Consider the following 19,480-nt stretch of genomic DNA (forward strand, 5'->3'; position numbering starts at 1 on the left):
CCGCGAGGAGGCGCGCGGACGGGCTGGACGGCCGTGCATGACACTCCGTCAGCGAGTGGCGCGGGCCTGTCGTGGACAGCGCGCAGGGCCGTTGTCGACGTACCGTAAGCAGGTGTTCTCCTTCGCCGGCATCGCGACGGCCGTGCTCGACGGGCACGGCACCGTGCTGCGCTGGTCCCAGGAGGCGTGCGACCTGCTGGGGTGGACCGCGGAAGACGCCTGCGGACGGCCGTTTCGGGCCCTGTTCGCCGAGGCGCGCCCGGGCGCGGACGACGAGGGCCTTCCGGCGCGGGGCCGGGCGCGGCTGCGGCATCGCGCCGGCGGTCCGGTCGACGTCACGTTCCGGGTGCTCGACCTCCACCCTGCGGGCCCGTCCGTGGTGCTCCTGGCGCCCACCCGGTCGACGGACGACTGGGGTCAGGGCGCGAGCACCCTGCGCGCCCTGCTCGCCCAGGAGCACCTCGGGATGGCCCTGCACGACCGGGACCTGACCCTCGTTCGGAGCAACCTCACCCCCGGCCTGCTGGGCGGCGCCACCCTTCCTCCGGGCGGCCGGCTGCGGGACGTGCTCTCGCCGGAGGACGCGGAAACCGGCGAGGCCGTGCTGCGCCGCGTCCTGCGGACGGGCTCGCCCTTGACCGGGGGGCCCTGAGCCTGCGATCGGTGCACGGCGGCCCGGCGCAGCGGGTGTCGCTCTGGGCCTTTCGTCTGGAGGACGCCGCGGGCGTCCCGGAAGGCGTCCTCGTGCTGTACGTGGACACCCTCATGCAGCAACGCGCCCGCCGCGAACTCGATCTGCTGCAACGGGCGGCCGCCCGGATCGGCGGCTCCCTCGACCCCAGACGTGCCGCGCAGGACCTGGCGGACGTCCTCGTTCCCGCCCTCGGGGACCTGTCGGCCGTCTCGCTCGCCGAGGCCGTGCTGCACGGCGACGAGCCCCCGAGGATCCACGGCGGAGGAGACCTGCACCTGCGGCGGGCCGCCGTGGCCTCCGCCGCCGGCCCCTATCCCGACGTCCTGCTCCAGCCGGGCCAGGCGCTTCCCTCGCTGCTGGCGACGGCCGAACTGCGGGAGCTCCAGCACGGCCGGGCCGCCGTCTTCGACCCGGCGACCGTGGCCACGCTGTTCGACGACCCCGCGCAGCTCAGGCACTTCGTGCCGGACGGCGGGCACTCGGCCCTGTGGGCTCCGCTGTTCGCGCGCGGCCTGGTCCTCGGCACCGTCGCGGTGTGGCGCACCGAGCAGCCGGACGCGTTCGACGAGCAGGACGTGGACATGCTCACCGAGATCGCCTCCCGCTCCGCGCTGAACGTCGACAACGCCCGCCGCTACCTGCGCGAGCGCCGGTCCGTGCTCGCCCTGCAGCAGCGCCTGCTTCCCCGGCCCACGACCGACAGCCCGGCGGTGGAGACGGCCGGCCTGTACCGGCCGGCCGGTGGCGGATCCGGCATCAGCGGCGACTGGTACGACGTGATCCCCCTGCCCTCCTTCCGGGTCGCCCTCGCCGTCGGCGACGTCTCCGGCCACGGCCTGTACGCCACCGCCACCATGGGCCGGCTGCGCACCGCGGTCCGCACGCTCGCCGACCTCGAACTCGATCCCACCGAACTCCTCACCCACCTCGACGACGGCGTGCGGCAACTGGCCGGTGAGTCGGACGCGCAGAGCCACGTCGACTCCACCTGTCTGTACGCCGTCTACGACCCGATCAGCTGCCTGTGCCAACTGGCGAGCGCCGGTCACCCGTCCCCGGTGGTGGTCCGGCCCGACGGCACCGTCAAGGTGGTCGACGTCTCGCCGGGGCCGCCGCTGGGCGTGGGCGGCATGCCGTTCGAGACGGCCACCGTCGACCTGGAGCCCGGCAGCGTGCTCGCCCTGTACAGCAAGGGCCTGATCGAGCGGGACGCCGCCGACGTCGAGAGCGGACTGCGGTGGCTGACCGAGAGCCTCGCGGCCTCGTACGGGTCCGACCGGTCCCTGGCCGACGTGGGCCGCGCGTTGCTGGCCGGCCTCGGAGACGGCCGGCAGTGCGACGACATCGCCCTGCTGCTGGCCCGTACCCGTGCGCTGCCGGAGGAGTCCACGGCGAGCTGGGAGTTCACCGCGACCCCGGCCGTCGTGTCCGCGGCCCGTGAGGCCGTCGCCCGGCAGCTCACCGACTGGGGGCTGGACGAGCTGGTCTTCACCACCGAGCTGATCGTCAGCGAACTGGTCACCAACGCGGTCCGTCACGCGGGGGGCCCGATCGGCCTGTGGCTCATCCGCGGCGACGTACTGGTCTGCGAGGTCACCGACCCCAGCAGCACCCAGCCCCGGCTGCGCCGGGCCCGCTGGACCGACGAGGGGGGACGCGGGCTGTTCCTCGTCGCCCAGCTCAGCCTCCGCTGGGGCAGCCGCTACGGTCGCGCCGGCAAGACCATCTGGTCCGAGCAGGCCCTGGCGCCGCCCGCGGTCGACTTCGAGGCGCTCATGTGACCGGCATGTCCGGTACTGAATATCCGGGCCACGGTATTCAGTACCATACGCGGGGCGAGTGATCGCCAAGGGCCGGGACAGGGAAGGATGACCGCCCATGAGCAAGCCACCCGCGCGGATCCGACTCGCCGACGCCGCCTTCGCCCTCTTCGACGAGCGCGGATACGAGCAGACCACCGTCGACGACATCGCCGACCGGGCCGGCGTGGGACGTACGACGTTCTTCCGGCACTACCGGTCCAAGGAAGCGGTCATCTTCCCCGACCACGACCGGCTCCTCGAACTGATCCGGGACCGGCTCGCGACCTCCAGTCACAGCACCGCCCTGGTCGCCGTGTCGGACGCGGTCCGCCTGGTGCTGCTCCACTACGTCGACGAGGGCGAACTCGCACGCCGGCGATACGCCCTGACCAGCAAGGTCTCCGCCCTGCGCGACCGCGAGATCGCCAGCGTGGCCCGCTACCAGCGGCTGTTCCGCGAGTTCATCGCGGACTGGATGGGCGACCCCACGGAGTCGGCGTCCCTGCGGGCCGAGATCATGGCGGCGGCCGTGGTCGCCGCCCACAACCATGTGCTGCGCCGGTGGCTGCGGGGCGAGTCCCCGGACCCGGTGAGGGAGGTGGACGAGGCGATGAGCGAGGTGCTCGCCCTCTTCCCGGCACCCTCCGGACACGAGGACGGCGGTGCCGGCGGCACCACGGTCGTCGCCTTCCGGACCGGACAGGACCTCGACGCGCTGCTGCCGTCGCTGCGACGGCTCGTGGAGGGCGGGACCGGCGCCGGGCACTGAGAACCCGACCAGGCGCGCCGGAGGAACGAGCCGGCTGCTCGCTGATCGGCGGAACCGCACCCCCGGGCGCGGCGCCTCGGCGGCCACCCCCGACGCGGGCCGTGCGCCCGCGGGGGATACCGTCCCGCTGAGGAACTGTGCCGACTCGTCCCCTCTGGGGCGAAGGAGAACGATGCGCATGATCGCCGACGCGGTGACCGATCTGTCCGTTGCGGCCGTCCGGGGCGTGCAGACGGCCGGGGGCCCGGCGGAGCCGACCGTAGGCCGTGTGCTGTCCTCGTGGCAGCCGGACGTGCCGGCGCTGGTCCTGGTGATCGTGCTGGGCGGGCTGTACGGCTGGGGTGTGCTGCGGGTGCGCCGGCAGGGCGGCACCTGGCCGGCCGCCCGTGTCGCGGCCTTCGTGCTGCTCGGTCTCGGTGCGCTGGTGGTGGCCACGATGTCGGCGCTGGCCGTGTACGACCACGTCCTGTTCTGGCCGGCCGCGGTGCAGAACATCCTGCTCGATCTCCTCGCGCCGCTCGGTCTGGCCCTGGGCGATCCCCTGCGGCTGGCCGTCGAGGCGCTGCCCGACGCCCGGGCGGCACGCGTCCGGCGCGCGGTCACCGGCCGGGTGGTGCGCGTACTCACCTTTCCGCTGGTCAGTACCGCTCTGGTGCTCACCACCGAGCTGGTCGTCTACTTCACGCCGTACTTCGCCACCGCACTGCGCGTCGGCTGGCTGCACGAGCTGATGTACCTGCACCTGCTCGCGGCCGGCTGCCTCTTCGTCGTCCCCGTGCTCACCCACGAGCAGGCGCTGCCCTCCTGGTGCACGCATCCGGTGCGGGCCGCGCTGGTGTTCCTGGACGGGATCGTCGACGCGGTGCCGGGTGTCGTCGTGATGACCCATGGCACCCTCATCGCGGGCGCGTGGTACCTGCACCACGCGCCCGCCTGGTCGCCCGACGTCCGTCACGACCAGCAGATCGGCGGCGGCGCCATGCTGAGCATCGCCGAACTGGTCGCGCTGCCCTTCCTGCTGTCGATCCTGGCCCAGTGGGCCCGCGCCGAGCGGGTCCAGAACGCCGCCCTCGACCGCCGTCTCGACAGGGAACTCCTCCGTGCCGCCCCGCCGGCCGACGACCAGGCCGAGGACCGCGGTTCCGCTGCCACGGCCACTCCCGAGCGCGTACGCCCCTGGTGGGAGACCGAGCAGAACGACGTCGCCGCCAGGATCCGCCGCCAGCACTGAGACGCCCGACCTGAGACGCCCGACCTGATCCGCCCGACCTGATCCGCCCGCACTGATCCGCCCCGCCCGACAGGGCGGCGCTCACTCGATCGGGTGAGCCCTCGCGGACGAACAGGAGAACCGGACCCGGCCGGAGAGGCGAGCAGTCCGACCGCCCGGCGCAGCCGCGTTCCGCCGCGTTCAGCCCTCGCAGGGCCACCGCCTCTTCCCTCTCGTCCGGCCACGACCGACCCCTTGCCCGGCCGCGCCCCATCGGCCCGGCCCACACGAACGCCCTACGACGCGCGCGGCGAAAACCGCCCTTGCACACTGCAAGGGCGGGTACCCGGACAGGGTCCCGCACGCTCCAGGAAGGCGGTCGCCCCTGATGAGTCGCACATCTCCCCTCGACGCCCCGTCGGCGGACACGGTGGACGTGGCCGGGCTGGAGGCCGCGCTGCGCGCGGCGGCGGTGGACGCCGAGGTCCGGTTCGACGCCGGGAGCAGAGGCGCGTACGTCACGGACGGCTCCAACTACCGTCAGGTGCCCCTCGGCGTGGTCGTGCCGCGCAGCGTGGAGGCGGGCGCAGAGGTGGTCGAGGTGTGCGCCCGGTTCGGGGCCCCGGTGCTGTCGCGCGGCGGCGGCACCAGCCTGGCCGGCCAGTCCACCAACACCGCCGTGGTGATCGACTGGACCAAGTACTGCCACGGCCTGATCTCCGTCGACCCCGACACCCGCACCTGCGTCGTGGAGCCCGGCATCGTCCTCGACGAGCTCAACAACCGGCTCTCCGACCACCGCCTGCAGTTCGGGCCGAAGCCCTCCACCCACCGGCAGTGCACGCTGGGCGGAATGATCGGCAACAACTCCTGCGGCGCCTCCGCACAGGCCTACGGCAAGACGGTCGACAACGTCCGCCGGCTCGAGGTCCTCACCTACGACGGGCTGCGCATGTGGGTCGGGCCGACCTCCGAGGCCGAGCGGGCCACGATCGCCGCCGAGGGCGGGCGCAGGGCCGAGATCTACGCCGGTCTCGACCGCATCGCCACCGAGTACCTGGCCGACATCCGGCGCGGCTACCCGAAGATCCCGCGCCGGGTCTCCGGTTACAACCTCGACTCGCTGCTCCCGGAGAACGGCTTCGACGTCGCCCGCGCCCTGGTCGGCAGCGAGGGCACCCTGGTGACCGTCCTGCGGGCCGAACTCGATCTGGTGCCGGTGCCGCCGTACCAGTCGCTGCTGGTACTCGGCTACGACGACATCTGCCGGGCCGCCGACGACGTCTCCCGGCTGCTGGATCACTGCTCGCCCAGCCAACTGGAGGCGCTGGACGGGCGGATGGCGCAACTGATGCGCGAGGAGGGCGCCCACCTGGACTCCCTCGACGTCCTGCCCGAGGGCGACAGCTGGCTGCTCGTGCAGTACAGCGGCGACAGCCAGGAGGACGTCGACGAGCAGGCCCGCGCACTGCTGCGCGCCATCGGCCGCGGCGAGAACGACCCCACCGTGGCCTTCTCCGACAACCCCGCCCGCGAGGACAAGATGCTCAAGGCCCGCGAGGCCGGCCTCGGGGTGACCGCGCGGCCACCGGACGACCGGGAGACCTGGGAGGGCTGGGAGGACTCCGCCGTCCCGCCCGAACGGCTCGGCGACTATCTGCGCGACCTGAAGAAGCTGTTCGGGGAGTTCGGCTACGACGAGCCCTCGCTGTACGGGCACTTCGGGCAGGGCTGCGTCCACACCCGTATCCCCTTCGGACTGAAGACCGCCGAGGGCGTCGCCGACTTCCGGCGCTTCGTCGAGCGCGCAGCCGACCTGGTGTCCTCCTACGGCGGCTCCCTGTCCGGCGAGCACGGCGACGGCCAGTCCCGGGGCGAGCTGCTGACCCGGATGTTCGGCGAGCGGCTGGTGACCGCGTTCGGCGAGCTGAAGAGGCTGTTCGACCCGGACAACCGGATGAACCCCGGCAAGGTCGTCGACCCGAACCCGGTCGACGGGCAGCTGCGCCTGGGCGCCTCCTGGCGGCCGGCCACACCCGAGACGCACTTCGGCTACCCGGAGGACGAGCACTCCTTTACCCGCGCGGTGATGCGCTGCGTCGGCATCGGCAACTGCCGCGGCCACGAGGGCGGCGTGATGTGCCCCTCCTACCGGGCCACGCTGGAGGAGGAGCACTCCACCCGGGGCCGGGCCCGGCTGCTGTTCGAGATGCTCGGCGGCCACGCGGACTCCACGATCACCGACGGCTGGCGCTCCAGCGCGGTGAAGGACGCCCTCGACCTCTGCCTGGCCTGCAAGGGCTGCAAGTCGGACTGCCCGGTGAACGTCGACATGGCCACGTACAAGGCCGAGTTCCTCTCCCACCACTACGCGGGCCGGCTGCGCCCGGCCGCCCACTACTCCCTGGGCTGGCTGCCGGTGTGGGCCCGGCTCTCCCGGCTCTCCCCGTCCCTGGTCAACACGCTGCTCCAGGCGCCGGTGCTGGCCCGGGCGGGCAAGGCGCTGGCGGGCGTGACCGGTCAGCGGCCGGCACCGGTGTTCGCCCGGCAGTCGTTCCTCCAGTGGTGGCGGGAGCGCGGGACGCCGGAGCCCGACCCGGCCGGGCCGCGGACCGTGGTGCTGTGGCCGGACACCTTCAGCACCTACTTCCACCCGTCGATCGCGATCTCGGCCGTCCGGGTGCTCGAGGACGCGGGCTTCGACGTCGCCGTACCCACCGAGCCGGTGTGCTGCGGCCTGACGTGGATCTCCACCGGGCAGCTGACCACCGCCGAGAAGGTCCTGCGGCGCACGCTCGACGTGCTGCGCCCCTACCTGGACGCGGGCACCCCGGTCATCGGCCTGGAACCGTCCTGCACCGCCGTGTTCCGCGCCGACGCGCCCGAGTTGATGCCCGCCGACCAGGACGTCAAGCGCCTGGCCGGGCAGATGCGCACGTTCGCCGAGCAGCTGGTGCACCACGCGCCCGACGGCTGGCGGCCGCCGCGGCTCGCCCGGCAGGCGACCGTGCAGACGCACTGCCACCAGCACGCGATCATGAAGTTCGACGCCGACCGGGAACTGATGCGCCGCGCCCATCTCGACGCCGACGTCCTGGACGAGGGCTGCTGCGGTTTGGCCGGCAACTTCGGCTTCGAACGCGGCCACCACGAGGTCTCCATGGCCGTCGCGGAACAGGGCGTGCTGCCCGCCGTCCGCGGCGCGGCCCCCGACAGCCTGGTCCTCGCCGACGGATTCAGCTGCCGCACCCAGATCGAACAGGGCCGCACCGGCCGCCGGGCCCTGCACCTGGCCGAGGTGCTTGCGCTCGGCCTCGACGGGAACCTGCCCAGTGAGCAGCCCGAGCGCCTGGCCGTCCGGCCCGCCACGCCCTCCGGCGCGGCCCGGTGGGCGGTCACCGTGGGCGCGGCAGGCGCCGCCGCGCTCACGGCGGCGGCCACGACCGCCACGGGACGACGAGCCCTGCGGCGCCTGCTCCCGCCGTGACGGCGGCCTGCCGAAAGCAACCCCCGAACCCCCCGAAAGGTTTTCGAACATGTCGATGAAGGTCTCCGACCACGTCCTCGAGCGCCTGCGCGACTGGGGTGTGGAGTACGTCTTCGCCTACCCCGGCGACGGCATCAACGGGCTGCTCGCGGCCTGGGGCCGGGCCGACGACAACCCGCGCTTCATCCAGTCCCGGCACGAGGAGATGTCCGCCTTCGAGGCCGTCGGCTACGCCAAGTTCTCCGGCAAGGTCGGGGTGTGCGCGGCCACCTCCGGACCCGGCGCCATCCACCTCCTGAACGGCCTGTACGACGCCAAGCTCGACCACGTCCCGGTCGTCGCGATCGTCGGGCAGACCAACCGCAGTGCCATGGGCGGCTCTTACCAGCAGGAGGTCGACCTGCTCAACCTGTACAAGGACGTCGCGTCCGACTTCTGCGAGATGGTCACCGTCCCCGAGCAGCTGCCCAACGTGCTGGACCGGGCGATGCGCACCGCCATGGCCCGCCGCTCGGTGACGGCCGTCATCCTCCCCGCCGACGTGCAGGAACTGGACTACTCGCCGCCAGAGCACGCGTTCAAGATGGTCCCCTCCAGCCTGGGCATGCCGCAGTACGCGCCGGTGCCCTCCGACGACGACCTCGCGCGCGCCGCCGAGGTGCTCAACGCCGGCGAGAAGGTCGCCATCCTCATCGGGCAGGGTGCCCGCGGGGCCCGGCAGGAGGTCATGGCGGTCGCCGACCGGCTCGGCGCCGGCGTCGCCAAGGCACTGCTCGGCAAGGACGCCCTCGACGACGACCTGCCCTACGTCACCGGCGCCATCGGCCTGCTCGGCACCCGGCCGTCGTACGAGCTGATGGAGAACTGCGACACCCTCCTCGTCATCGGCTCGTCCTTCCCCTACACCCAGTTCCTGCCCGAGTTCGGGAAGGCGCGGGCCGTGCAGATCGACATCGACCCGCACATGGTCGGCCTGCGCTACCCGTTCGAGGTCAACCTCGTCGGCGACGCCCGCGAGACGCTGACCCGACTGCTGCCGCTGCTCAAGGCGCACAAGAACAAGAGCTGGCGCAAGAAGATAGAGAAGGACACCGCCCGCTGGTGGCAGGTCATGGAGCGGCGCGCCGCCGTCGACGCCGAACCGATCAACCCCGAGTACGTCGCCCACTCCCTCGACGCCCTGCTGCCCGACGACGTCATCCTCGCCGCCGACTCCGGCTCCGCCGCCAACTGGTACGCCCGTCATCTGAGGATGCGCGGCGCCATGCGCGGATCGCTGTCCGGCACGCTCGCCACCATGGGGCCCGGAGTGCCGTACGTCATCGGCGCCAAGTTCGCGCACGGCGACCGCCCGGCGATCGCCCTGGTCGGCGACGGCGCCATGCAGATGAACGGCATGGCCGAACTGATCACGATCGCCAAGTACTGGAAGGAGTGGGAGGACCCGCGCCTGATCGTGGCCGTGCTGAACAACCAGGACCTCAACCAGGTCACCTGGGAGATGCGCGCCATGTCCGGCGCCCCGCAGTTCCTGCCCTCCCAGTCGATCCCCGACGTCGCCTACGCCGACTTCGCCCGTTCCGTCGGCCTGAACGGCCTGCGGATCGAGGAGCCGGGCGAGGTGAAGGGCGCCTGGGAGGCCGCGCTGAGCAGCGACAGGCCGTGCGTGCTCGACTTCGTCACCGACCCCGCCGTACCGCCCATCCCGCCGCACGCCACCCTCGACCAGATCGAGGCCGCCGCGGCGTCCGTCCTCAAGGGCGACAGCGACCGCGCCGCCATGGTCCGCCAGGGCTTCAAGGCCAAGATGCAGGAGCTCCTGCCCGTGGGCCGGCACCACCGCACGGAGCGGCCGCACGCCAGGCACACGCCATGAGCGGTGGCACGGTCGTGGAGGGGGTGGGCACCGCGGTGTCCGCCCCCTCCACGGTCGGCGGCGACGCACCGCAGAACGAGCCACCGCAGACCGAGCCACCGCGGACAGAGGCATCGCAGACATGAGCACCACCACCTTCCCGCCGCACGCCCTGCACGACTACGCGCTGCTGGCCGACGGGGACCGCGGCGCACTGATCGGACCGGACGGCGCCGTCACCTGGATGTGCGCTCCCACCTGGCACGACGACGCCGTCTTCGCCTCCCTCATCGGCGGCCGCGGCGTCTACGCCGTCACCCCGCGCGGCCGCTACGTCCCCGGCGGCTACTACGAGGAGGGAACCCTGATCTGGCGCAGCCGATGGATCACCACCGACGGCGTCATCGAGTGCCGCGAGGCCCTCGCCTTCCCCGGTGAGGAGGACCACCTGGTCCTGCTGCGGCACCTGATGGCCGTCGACGGAACCGCCCATGTGCGGCTCGTCCTCGACCCGCACGCCGACTACGGGCGGGCACCGACGACCTCCCCGCACCGCGACGACGACGGCGTCTGGCACCTCAACTCCGGCCGCCACCGCCTGCGCTGGCAGGGCGCACCGACGGCGACCGTCCGCGCCGAGGGACTGACCGCCGACCTCGTGCTGCGGCCCGGCGAGAGCCACGACCTGGTCCTCGACTGCTCCGACGCCCCGCTGTCGCGCACACCGCCCCGGGCCGAGCAGTGCTGGGCCGCCACCGAGCAGGCCTGGCGCCGCGGCATGCCCGCTCTGGGACGGACCATCGCCCCCGGCGACGCCCGTCGCGCCTACGTGCTGCTGCGCGGCCTGACCTCGCACGGCGGCGGCATGGTCGCCGCGGCCACCACCAGCCTGCCCGAACGCGCCGAGGCGGGCCGCAACTACGACTACCGGTACGTGTGGATCCGCGACCAGAGCTACGCCGGACAGGCCGCGGCCGCCGTGGACGCCACGGAACTCCTCGACGCCGCCGTCCGTTTCGTGGGCGAGCGGCTGCTGGCGGACGGCCCGCGGCTCGCCCCCGCCTACACCGTCCACGGCACGCCCGTCCCCGATCAGCGGGAACTGGACCTGCCCGGCTACCCCGGCGGATTCAGCCGGATCGGCAACAAGGTCTCCGGACAGTTCCAGCTGGACTGCTTCGGCGAGGCACTGCTGCTGTTCGCCACGGCCGCGCGCGCCGGCCGGCTGGACGGCGAGGGCTGGAAGGCTGCCGAACTCGCGGTCCGGGCCGTAGCCGAGCGCCGGCGGGAACCGGACTCGGGCATCTGGGAGCTCCACCCGGAAGCATGGACCCACAGCAGGCTCATCTGCGTGGCCGGACTGCGCGCCCTGGCCGGTGTGGCACCGGACCACCCGCTCGCCGGCACCTGCGCCGAACTCGCCGACACCCTGCTGGCCGAGACCACCGCCACCAGCGTGCACGCCGACGGCCACTGGCAGCGGGCCCCGGACGACCCGAAGGTCGACGCCGCGCTGCTGCTGCCCGCCGTGCGCGGCGCGGTGCCCGCCGACGACCGGCGCACCCGCGCCACCCTCGCCGCCTGCCGCGAACAGCTGACCGAGGACCACTTCGTCTACCGCTTCCGGCACGACGACCGGCCGCTGGAACAGGCCGAGGGCGCGTTCCTGCTGTGCGGGTTCGTCATGGCGCTGGCCCAGCACCAGCAGGGACAGGACATCGACGCCCACCGCTGGTTCGAACGCAACCGCGGCGCCTGCGGCTCGTCCGGGCTGTACGCGGAGGAGTTCGACATCGCCCAGCGCCAGTTGCGCGGCAACCTCCCGCAGGCCTTCGTGCACGCCCTGTTCCTGGAGACCGCCGCCCGCCTCGCCCAGGACCCCCAGCCGTCGGCGCGTACCGCCGAGTGAGGAGCCGACCCATGCCCCAGACCGTCGTCATCACCGGAGCGAGCGCCGGCATCGGCCGCGCCACCGCGCGCGAGTTCGGCAAACGCGGCGCCGACGTCGTCCTGATCGCCCGCGGCCGGGCAGGCCTGGACGCCGCCGCCAAGGAGGTCGAGTCGCTCGGCGGGCGGCCCCTCGTGCAGGTCGCCGACACCTGCGACGCCCGGCAGGTCGAAGCGGCCGCCGACGCCGCCGAGCAGGCGTTCGGCCCCATCGACGTCTGGATCAACTGCGCGTTCACCAGCGTCTTCGCGCCCTTCGACGAGATCACCGCCGAAGAGTTCCGGCGGGTCACCGAGGTGACCTACCTCGGCTTCGTCAACGGCACCCGCAGCGCTCTGCTCCGCATGCTGCCGCGCGACCGCGGCACCATCGTGCAGGTCGGCTCGGCGCTGGGGGAGCGGGCCATCCCGCTTCAGTCGGCCTACTGCGGCGCCAAACACGCCATCAACGGCTTCACCTCCTCCCTGCGCACCGAACTGCTGCACCGCGGCAGCAACGTACGGGTGACGATCGCCCAGATGCCGGCCGTCAACACCCCGCAGTTCTCATGGGTGCGCTCCCGGCTGCCCCGCCATCCGCAGCCCGTTCCGCCGATCTACCAGCCCGAGGTCGCCGCCCGGGGCGTCGTGCACGCCGCCGACCATCCGGGCCGCAAGCAGTACTACATCGGCGCCAGCACCCTGGCGACCGTCTGGGCCAACCGTCTGGCCCCGGCCCTGCTCGACCGCTACCTGGCCCGCACCGGCTTCGACTCCCAGCAGACCGACCTGCGGCCCCCGAGCGGCGAGAGCAACCTGTTCGAACCCGTGGACCGGCCCGGCGGCGGCGACCACGGGGCCCACGGCATCTTCGACGACTCGGCGCACAGCCACTCCTTCGAGGCCGTCCTGGCCCGCCACCCCGCCGCCGTCGCCTCCGTGCTCGCCCTCGGCGCGGGCGTCGCCGCCACCGCGAAGGCCGCACTGAGCAGGCGCGTCCACGCCAACGCCGCATGAGGAGACTTCCATGACCGCAGCCGACCGCCCGCGCCGCCTCCTCGACGAGGCGACCGACATCGTGGCCATCGTGGGCGGGGTGACCCACGACCGGGCCCGCGCCGTACTGCGCGCGATGTCCGCGCACACGCACATCAAGGAACCGCACGTCGCCGAACTCGTCGTCGAGTGGGCGGTGTCGGGGCGGCTCCCGGCCGACCTGCGCCGGGAGCTCAGACTCCAGCTCGACACCGGCCGGGGCGCTCCGGCCGCCGAACCCGTCGCCCCTTGAGGAGGGGGTGGACGGCGACCGCCGCGGCCCCGGCGGTACGGTCCCCGGCGAGCGGAGGCCCGGCCGCGGGGCCCGCCGGACACACCCTGCCGAGCGCCGTCGTCCTCTGCGATGATTCTCCGCGCCTGATCGTCCGCCCCGCCGGGTGGAGCGGCGGAAGGGGGACACCATGGCACCGCACGACACCGGCCGAGGCCACGCCCGCCCCGGCCGGCCCGGGCAGCACCCCCTCGACCGCGAGGCCGAGGAGCTCGGCGTGGCCGTGATGGCCGCCTCCCGGCTGTTCGTGGCGATCTCCGCCCGCGCGCTCGCCTCCACCGACGACTCGCTCACCCTGCCCCAACTGCGGGCGCTGGTCGTGCTGGACACCTGCGGACCGGTCAAGCTCGTCGTCCTGGCCGCCACGCTCGGCGTCAACCCCTCCACCGCGCTGCGCATGGTGGGACGGCTGGAAGCGCTCGACCTGGTCGACCGCAGGACCAACCCGGCCAACCGGCGCGAGGTCGTGCTCAGCCTGACCGCCGACGGCCGCGATCTCGTCACGCGGGTGCTCGCCCATCGGCGCGCGGAGATCCGCAAGCTCGTGCAGCGGCTGCCCGCCGAGGAACGCGCGGTGCTCGTCCCCGCCCTGCACGCCCTGACCACGGCGGCGGCCGACGAGATGGCCGTGGACGTCTACGACGACGCCCGCCTGGACCAGGGCATCGTGGACGACCCCCTCGACCCCGCCTCCCCACCGGACGCCTGGAAGGCCCATGGAGATCCTGGTGAGGGAGCCTCCTAGTAGCCGGCGGTGTCCTCGGGCGGGAGCTCTGCGGGGTAGGGCTCACCGAAGTCGGCCGAGCGGCTGACCTTCTCCCAGGCGGTCGCCTCGGCGAGTTGGCGGCGGGAGTGGTCCAGGGCCATGGTCGCCGCGTTCACACCCAGCAGGAGATGGGTCGGGACCCGGCCGCGTCGGACGGTTCGCACGATGATCTCGGCGGCGCGCCGCGGGTCGCCGGCCGCTCCGTCCCCGCTCTGTCGCACCCGCCGGTTCATGGCCCCGACTGTCTCGTCGTAGGCGGCGGGGACCGGGTGGACCGTCATGGAGGAACCGGCCCAGTCGGTGGCGAAGCCGCTCGGTTCGACGACCATGACCTGCACGCCGAACGGTGCGGTCTCCGCCGCGAGGACGCGGCTGAAGCCGTCGACCGCGAACTTGGCCGCCTGGTAGGAGGCGATGCCCGGAGATCCGCCGACGCGGCCGCCGATCGAGGAGATCTGCACGACCGTGCCGGCCCCTTGGCGGCGCAGGGTGGGGAGCGCGGCCCGGGTGACGTTGTAGACGCCCCAGAAGTTCGTTTCGAACTGGGTGCGGAAGTCGTCCTCCTCCGAGGTCTCGATGGGTGACACGTTGGCGTATCCCGCGTTGTTCACGAGCACGTCGATGCGTCCGAAGCGGGCGAGCGCCGCCTCGACGGCCTCGCGCGCCGCTTCCGGGCGGGTGACGTCCAGTGCGAGGGGATGAATGCGGTCGCCGTACTTCTCGACTGCCTCGGCGAGGGCCTCGGGGCGGCGGGCGGTGGCCACGACGCGATCACCCGCCTCGAGGGCGGCGGTGACCAGGGCACGGCCGAGACCGCGCGACGAACCGGTGATGAACCAGACCTGTTGACTCATGCCTATAGTGCAACACCGTTCTCTTATTTACGCAACACCGTTTCGTTAAAGCTTTCCTATGATGTGCCGCATGACTACGCCTGCCTTCCAGCGTGCGCGCAGTGCCGAGGCCAAGCAGGCTCGAGAAGAGGCGATCCTGGACGCGGCCCGTGCGCTCGGCGACAGTCGCGGGATCCGGGACGTCACCCTCACCGACATCGCCGCGGCCGTGGGGATGCACAAGTCGGCCCTGCTCCGCTACTTCGAGACGAGGGAGCAGATCTTCCTCAAGCTCACCGCGGAAGGCTGGCGGGAGTGGTCGGCCGACGTGCGCGCCGCTCTCGAAGGGAGGGCGCACGCCACCGCCGGGGACGTCGCCGAGATCATGGCCTCCACACTGGCGGCGCGACCGATGTTCTGCGATCTGCTGGCACAGGCGCCCATGAACCTCGAGCGCAATGTGTCGGTCGACTCGGTGCGCGCGTTCAAACTCGTGACGCTCGAGGAGATCGAGCTGATCGGCGTGGAGCTGCGACGACTGCTGGGGCTGACCGAGTTGCAGACGGTCGATCTGGTCGCCACGGCGACGAGCCTGGCCGGGGCGCTGTGGCAGATGGCCACCCCCGGCCCGCGCCTGCGCGAGCTCTACCGGACCGACCCCCGGCTCGGCCACGCCGTCGTCGAGGTCGAACCCCGCCTGTGCCGCGTCCTCGCCGCCTTCCTCACCGGACTCGACACGGGGTCCCCCGCGACGGCTCGGCCGGCCTAGGGCCTACGGCCATGTGCTCCCGGTCCCGCTCGCACAGACCCTGATCGCCGGGCGAGAAGGCAGCAGCCCGCCCGCCGCGGGTGTTCAGCCGGTGGGGGAGGGGCGGTGCGGACCGACGGCGTGGGCGTGGAGGAGTTCGTCGAGGACGTGGCGGGCGACCGTGGCCATGTGCGGGTTCCGGTCGCGGTAGTGGCGCAGTTCGATCAGGGCGATCGACAAGGCCCATCCGCGCCCCCGCGTCCAGGTCGCCTCGTCGGTGTCCAGTGCCGCCCGGAAGACCTCCCGGGCCCCCGCCGGCAGCACGTACCAGGCCGCGATCAGGTCCACGGCGGGATCGCCCAGGCCCATGCAGCCGAAGTCGATCACGGCGCTCAGCCGGCCACGCGCCACGAGCACGTTCCCGGGCTGCAGATCGGCGTGGATCCACACCGGCGGCCCGGCCGGCGCGGGAGCCCGCAGTGCCTCGTCCCAGACGGCGGCGGCAGCACGGGCGTCGACGGCGTCGCGCAGCGCGGCGATGGCCTCCCGGGTCTCGGCGTCCCGCGCGGCCAGGGGCTCGCAGCGGTAGGAGGCCGGTCCGCCCGCCGGATCGATCCGGTGCAGGGCCGTGACGAAGCCCGCCAGGTCCTCCGCCAGCCGGACGGGTTCGCCGACGCTCCCGACGGCCGGGTTCTCTCCGTCGAGCCAGCGGTAGACGGACCAGGGCCACGGCCATCCCTCGGCCGGCGTCCCCCTGCCCAGCGGCTCGGGCACGGCCACCGGCAGCAGCGGGGCGAGCCGGGGCAGCCATGTGTGCTCCTTCGCCACGTCCTCGGCGGCTCCGGCGGTGCGGGGGAGCCGTACCGCCATGTCCTCGCCGAGCCGGTACATGACATTGGCGGTGCCGGCGGAGGCGACCGGGGTGACGGGAAGCCCCGCCCACTGCGGGAACCGGCCGGCGATCAGCCGGCGCACGAGCAGCGCGTCGAGGGCCCGTTCGCCCGGGCGGAGGGTGGCGGCACACATGAGCGGCAAGCAAACGGGACCCCGCCCGGGGGAGTCAACTCGTTTTCGGGCGCGGGCGCCCCGACCCCGAATGGCCGTTGCCGGACCCCGGGGAGACGATGAAGGCGAGGGGCTCGGCCCCGCCGGTACCGTGCCTTCGAGCCCGGAGAGGGAGACCGGCCCCGGCCGCAGACAGCACGGCCGGAAGGGAGAACACCGTCATGTTGGAAGTGAAGACGGTCGACAAGCCGGACGAGCGGCGCGACTTCCCCCGGGGCCACCTCGAAGCCGTCCACCTGAGCGGTCTGGACTTCGCCGTGGGCACCTTCGAACCGGGCTGGCGCTGGTCCGAGTCGGTCGGCCCGATCGCCGGCACGAAGTCCTGCATGATCCACCACAACGGCTACGTCGTGCGGGGGCGGATGCACCTGGTCATGGACGACGGCGGCGAGGCCGAGGTGGGGCCCGGCGACGTCTTCGTCTGCGCACCCGGACACGACGCCTGGGTGGTGGGCGACGAACAGGTCGTCGTGTACGACTTCGCGGGAGCCATGGCCCAGCAGTACGCGAAGCCCGGCGAGGGCGGGCCGGGGTCCGAGGCGTGATCGAGGAGTGGTGCCGCTGCCCGGCGGGACGGCGGTCCGTCCCGCCGGGCACTGCCGCTCCCGCGGCCCGGGCGTGCCCTCACACGGGCAGCAACCGGGAGACGATCTCCTCGAGTTGGCGGGCGTTGCGGCACTCGTGCATCTCGACCACACCGGCGTAGGCGGGCGCGGCGGAGTCGCCCGTGCCCCACTGGGCGCGCGGCTCGGGGTTCAGCCAGTACAGGCGGCGGGCCCGGCCGGCGATCTCCCGCAGGGCCGGCAGGTTGGGGTCGCTCATGTTGGTGCGGGCGTCACCGAGCACGAACACGGTCGTGCGCGGGCCGACCGCATCGCCGTAGCGTTCGGCGAACTCGCCCAGCGCCACGCCGTAGTCGCTGCTGCCGTGCCAGCCGGTCAGCCGTGCCTCCGCCTGGATACGGGAGCCCAGTCCCTCCGGGTCGGCCGTGCCGTGCCGCAGCAGCCCGGTCACCTCGTCGATCCGGTTGACGAAGGCGAACACGCGCACCTTGCTGAACTGGTCGTGCAACGCCTGCACCAGCAGCATGGTGAAGTCGGAGAAACCCGAGACCGAGCCCGACACGTCGCACAGCAGCACCAGTTCGGGCCGGACGGGCCGGCGCCGGCGCAGCACCGGCTTCATCGGCACGCCGCCCGTCGACAGCGAGCCGCGCAGGGTGCGGCGCAGGTCGATCGTGCCCCGGGCGGCCCGGCGGCGGCGCGCGGCCAGCCGGGTGGCCAGCTTCCTGGCCAGCGGCTGCACGGTCCGGCGCAGCTCGGCCAGCCGGTCCCGGCCCGCGTACAGGAAGTCGACCCGGTCCGCGCTCGGCGCCACCGCCCGCCGCGCGATCTCCTCCCGCCCGCGCCGCTCCGCCACCCTGCGCCGCGCCTCGGTGGCGACCTGCCGGCGGAACACCTCGATACGGCGCCGGATCTCGTCGTCCAGCAGACGGTCGGTGAAGGAGGCCGCCCCGCTCCCGGCGCGGACACTCGCCCGCACCCGGGCCAGCAGCGTCTGCGGGCGCAGCCGCTCCAGCGTCTGGTACGCCGACCAGCCGTCCGAGCCGGGGGAGCTGCCGTATCCGCCGAGACCGTCGACCGCCTCGGCCGCCAGCTGCCCCAGCAGTGCCGTGTCGCCCGCGGCGAGCGCGTCCGCGAGCCGGTCGCGCAGTTCCTCGCGTCCGGCGGGCTCCCCGTCCGGGGCGCCGACACCGCGGGGGAAGTACAGGTCGAAGACGGGGTCGAACACCGTCCGCTGGCCGCTGCCGTGCAGCAGCGTGGCGGCCAGCCCCTCCCGCAGCAGCTCGCGGTCGGCCAGCCCCAGCGCCTCGACCGCCCGGGCCGCGTCCACCGTCTCGCCGGTGCCGATCCGCAGGCCGTGCGCGCGCAGCGCGGCGACGAACCCCGTCAGCCGCTCCGCCACCGAGGCGCCGGCCGGCGCGGCGGCGTTCACACGGCGTCCAGGTCGAGCTTGGCGGCCGCCTTGAGCACGTCCTCCTGGTGCTTGAGCAGCACACCGAGGGTGTCGCGGACCACGCTCTCGTCGAGGGTGTCCGCGCCGAGCGCGAGCAGCGTGCGCGCCCAGTCGACGGTCTCGGCGACCGACGGCACCTTGCGCAGGTCCATCGCCCGCAGCGCGCCGACGACCCGGACGACGGATGCGGCCAGCGCCTCCTGGAGCCCCGGCACCTGCAGCCGTACGATGCGGCGCTCCAGCTCCTCCTCCGGAAACCCGATGTGCAGGAAGAGGCACCGGCGGCGCAGCGCCTCCGACAGCTCGCGGGTGGCGTTGGAGGTGAGAACGACGAAGGGGCGGCGGGTCGCGGTGATCGTGCCCAGCTCGGGGACCGTCACCTGGAAGTCGCTCAGCACCTCCAGCAGCAGGCCCTCCACCTCCACGTCCGCCTTGTCGGTCTCGTCGATCAGCAGCACCGTCGGCTCGTCGCCGCGGATCGCCGTCAGCAGGGGCCGGGACAGCAGGAACTCCTCGCCGAAGATGTCCGTACGGGTCTCGTCCCACGTCTCGTCCCGGCCGGCGCTGATGCGCAGGAGCTGCTTGGCGTGGTTCCACTCGTACAGCGCGCGGGACTCGTCCACGCCCTCGTAGCACTGCAGCCGGACCAGCCGGGCCCCCGCCACCTGGGCCACGGCCTTGGCCAGCTCCGTCTTGCCGACTCCGGCGGGCCCCTCGACCAGCAGCGGCTTGCCGAGGCGGTCGGCGAGGAAGACGGACGTGGCGACCGCCGGCGAGGCCAGGTATCCGGTCTCGGCGAGGCGGGCGGAGACATCGTCGACGGACGTGAACAACAGGGCCTCCAGCGGGGGCGCGCGAATCGGTTGCGAAGCTGTCTTCCTCGATCTGAGCACTTCTATCTAAGCGCTTGTTCACTCCCTCTGTCACGGGACTTCCTCTGTCATGGGACTTCCACTGTCACGGGACGTCGTCTGTCCCGGGA

The 19,480-nt window shown here is 73.2% G+C and carries 16 protein-coding genes; 12 read left to right on the forward strand and 4 right to left on the reverse strand.

From position 1 onward, the window contains the following. Window positions 1-112: 112 nt before the first annotated feature. The 10 genes from IE318_RS46320 to IE318_RS16535 all read left to right on the forward strand — a co-directional run bounded on the left by IE318_RS46320 (window position 113) and on the right by IE318_RS16535 (window position 13,815). Window positions 113-652: a PAS domain-containing protein gene (locus IE318_RS46320; protein ID WP_308438576.1), complete on the forward strand. Its 540-nt coding sequence runs from the start codon at window positions 113-115 to the stop codon at window positions 650-652. Between the two features lie 11 nt (window positions 653-663). Beyond that, window positions 664-2,475: an ATP-binding SpoIIE family protein phosphatase gene (locus tag IE318_RS16495; RefSeq protein ID WP_308438577.1), complete on the forward strand. Its 1,812-nt coding sequence runs from the start codon at window positions 664-666 to the stop codon at window positions 2,473-2,475. A 97-nt stretch (window positions 2,476-2,572) separates the two neighbouring features. Beyond that, on the forward strand, window positions 2,573-3,265 hold the full coding sequence (locus IE318_RS16500; protein ID WP_189901050.1) for a TetR/AcrR family transcriptional regulator: 693 nt from the start codon (window positions 2,573-2,575) through the stop codon (window positions 3,263-3,265). Between the two features lie 172 nt (window positions 3,266-3,437). After that, window positions 3,438-4,496: a cytochrome c oxidase assembly protein gene (locus IE318_RS16505; RefSeq protein ID WP_189901052.1), complete on the forward strand. Its 1,059-nt coding sequence runs from the start codon at window positions 3,438-3,440 to the stop codon at window positions 4,494-4,496. Window positions 4,497-4,863: 367 nt separating this feature from the next. Next, on the forward strand, window positions 4,864-7,962 hold the full coding sequence (locus IE318_RS16510; protein WP_189901054.1) for an FAD-binding and (Fe-S)-binding domain-containing protein: 3,099 nt from the start codon (window positions 4,864-4,866) through the stop codon (window positions 7,960-7,962). A gap of 49 nt (window positions 7,963-8,011) precedes the next feature. Next, window positions 8,012-9,838, forward strand: coding sequence for a thiamine pyrophosphate-requiring protein (locus tag IE318_RS16515; RefSeq protein WP_189901056.1), 1,827 nt, complete (start codon window positions 8,012-8,014; stop codon window positions 9,836-9,838). A 121-nt stretch (window positions 9,839-9,959) separates the two neighbouring features. Beyond that, on the forward strand, window positions 9,960-11,726 hold the full coding sequence (locus IE318_RS16520; protein ID WP_189901058.1) for a glycoside hydrolase family 15 protein: 1,767 nt from the start codon (window positions 9,960-9,962) through the stop codon (window positions 11,724-11,726). 11 nt (window positions 11,727-11,737) lie between these two features. After that, complete coding sequence (locus IE318_RS16525; protein ID WP_189901060.1) at window positions 11,738-12,760, forward strand: SDR family oxidoreductase; 1,023 nt, start codon at window positions 11,738-11,740, stop codon at window positions 12,758-12,760. 10 nt (window positions 12,761-12,770) lie between these two features. Further along, window positions 12,771-13,031: a hypothetical protein gene (locus tag IE318_RS16530; protein WP_037868421.1), complete on the forward strand. Its 261-nt coding sequence runs from the start codon at window positions 12,771-12,773 to the stop codon at window positions 13,029-13,031. A 169-nt stretch (window positions 13,032-13,200) separates the two neighbouring features. Then, a complete protein-coding gene (locus tag IE318_RS16535) occupies window positions 13,201-13,815 on the forward strand; it encodes a MarR family winged helix-turn-helix transcriptional regulator (protein ID WP_189901062.1) in 615 nt (204 codons plus the stop codon). Here the strand turns inward: IE318_RS16535 and IE318_RS16540 are convergent. After that, window positions 13,812-14,690 (reverse strand): SDR family NAD(P)-dependent oxidoreductase, encoded by an 879-nt coding sequence (locus tag IE318_RS16540; RefSeq protein WP_189901065.1) that lies wholly within the window; start codon window positions 14,688-14,690, stop codon window positions 13,812-13,814. The two genes, IE318_RS16535 and IE318_RS16540, sit on opposite strands and share 4 nt — an antisense overlap. Before the next feature lie 70 nt (window positions 14,691-14,760). Here IE318_RS16540 and IE318_RS16545 point away from each other — a divergent pair, with 70 nt between their 5' ends. Then, entirely contained in the window at window positions 14,761-15,438 is a 678-nt protein-coding gene (locus IE318_RS16545; protein WP_189901067.1) for a TetR/AcrR family transcriptional regulator, read from the forward strand. An 84-nt stretch (window positions 15,439-15,522) separates the two neighbouring features. Here the strand turns inward: IE318_RS16545 and IE318_RS16550 are convergent, their stop codons facing one another. After that, window positions 15,523-16,443 (reverse strand): aminoglycoside phosphotransferase family protein, encoded by a 921-nt coding sequence (locus tag IE318_RS16550; RefSeq protein WP_189901069.1) that lies wholly within the window; start codon window positions 16,441-16,443, stop codon window positions 15,523-15,525. Between the two features lie 200 nt (window positions 16,444-16,643). On the opposite strand from IE318_RS16550, the gene IE318_RS16555 reads away from it, so the two are divergent. Continuing rightward, a complete protein-coding gene (locus tag IE318_RS16555; protein ID WP_189901072.1) occupies window positions 16,644-17,027 on the forward strand; it encodes a cupin domain-containing protein in 384 nt (127 codons plus the stop codon). A 79-nt stretch (window positions 17,028-17,106) separates the two neighbouring features. On the opposite strand, the gene IE318_RS16560 is transcribed toward IE318_RS16555, so the two are convergent. Both IE318_RS16560 and IE318_RS16565 read right to left on the reverse strand, forming a co-directional pair. Next, window positions 17,107-18,477 (reverse strand): vWA domain-containing protein, encoded by a 1,371-nt coding sequence (locus tag IE318_RS16560; protein WP_189901074.1) that lies wholly within the window; start codon window positions 18,475-18,477, stop codon window positions 17,107-17,109. Beyond that, window positions 18,474-19,331, reverse strand: coding sequence for an AAA family ATPase (locus IE318_RS16565; RefSeq protein ID WP_030172299.1), 858 nt, complete (start codon window positions 19,329-19,331; stop codon window positions 18,474-18,476). Before IE318_RS16565 ends, IE318_RS16560 begins: the two co-directional genes overlap by 4 nt. Between the last annotated feature and the right edge of the window lie 149 nt (window positions 19,332-19,480).

The sequence above is a fragment of the Streptomyces spiralis genome (assembly GCF_014654675.1).
Taxonomy (GTDB): Bacteria; Actinomycetota; Actinomycetes; order Streptomycetales; family Streptomycetaceae; genus Streptomyces; species Streptomyces spiralis.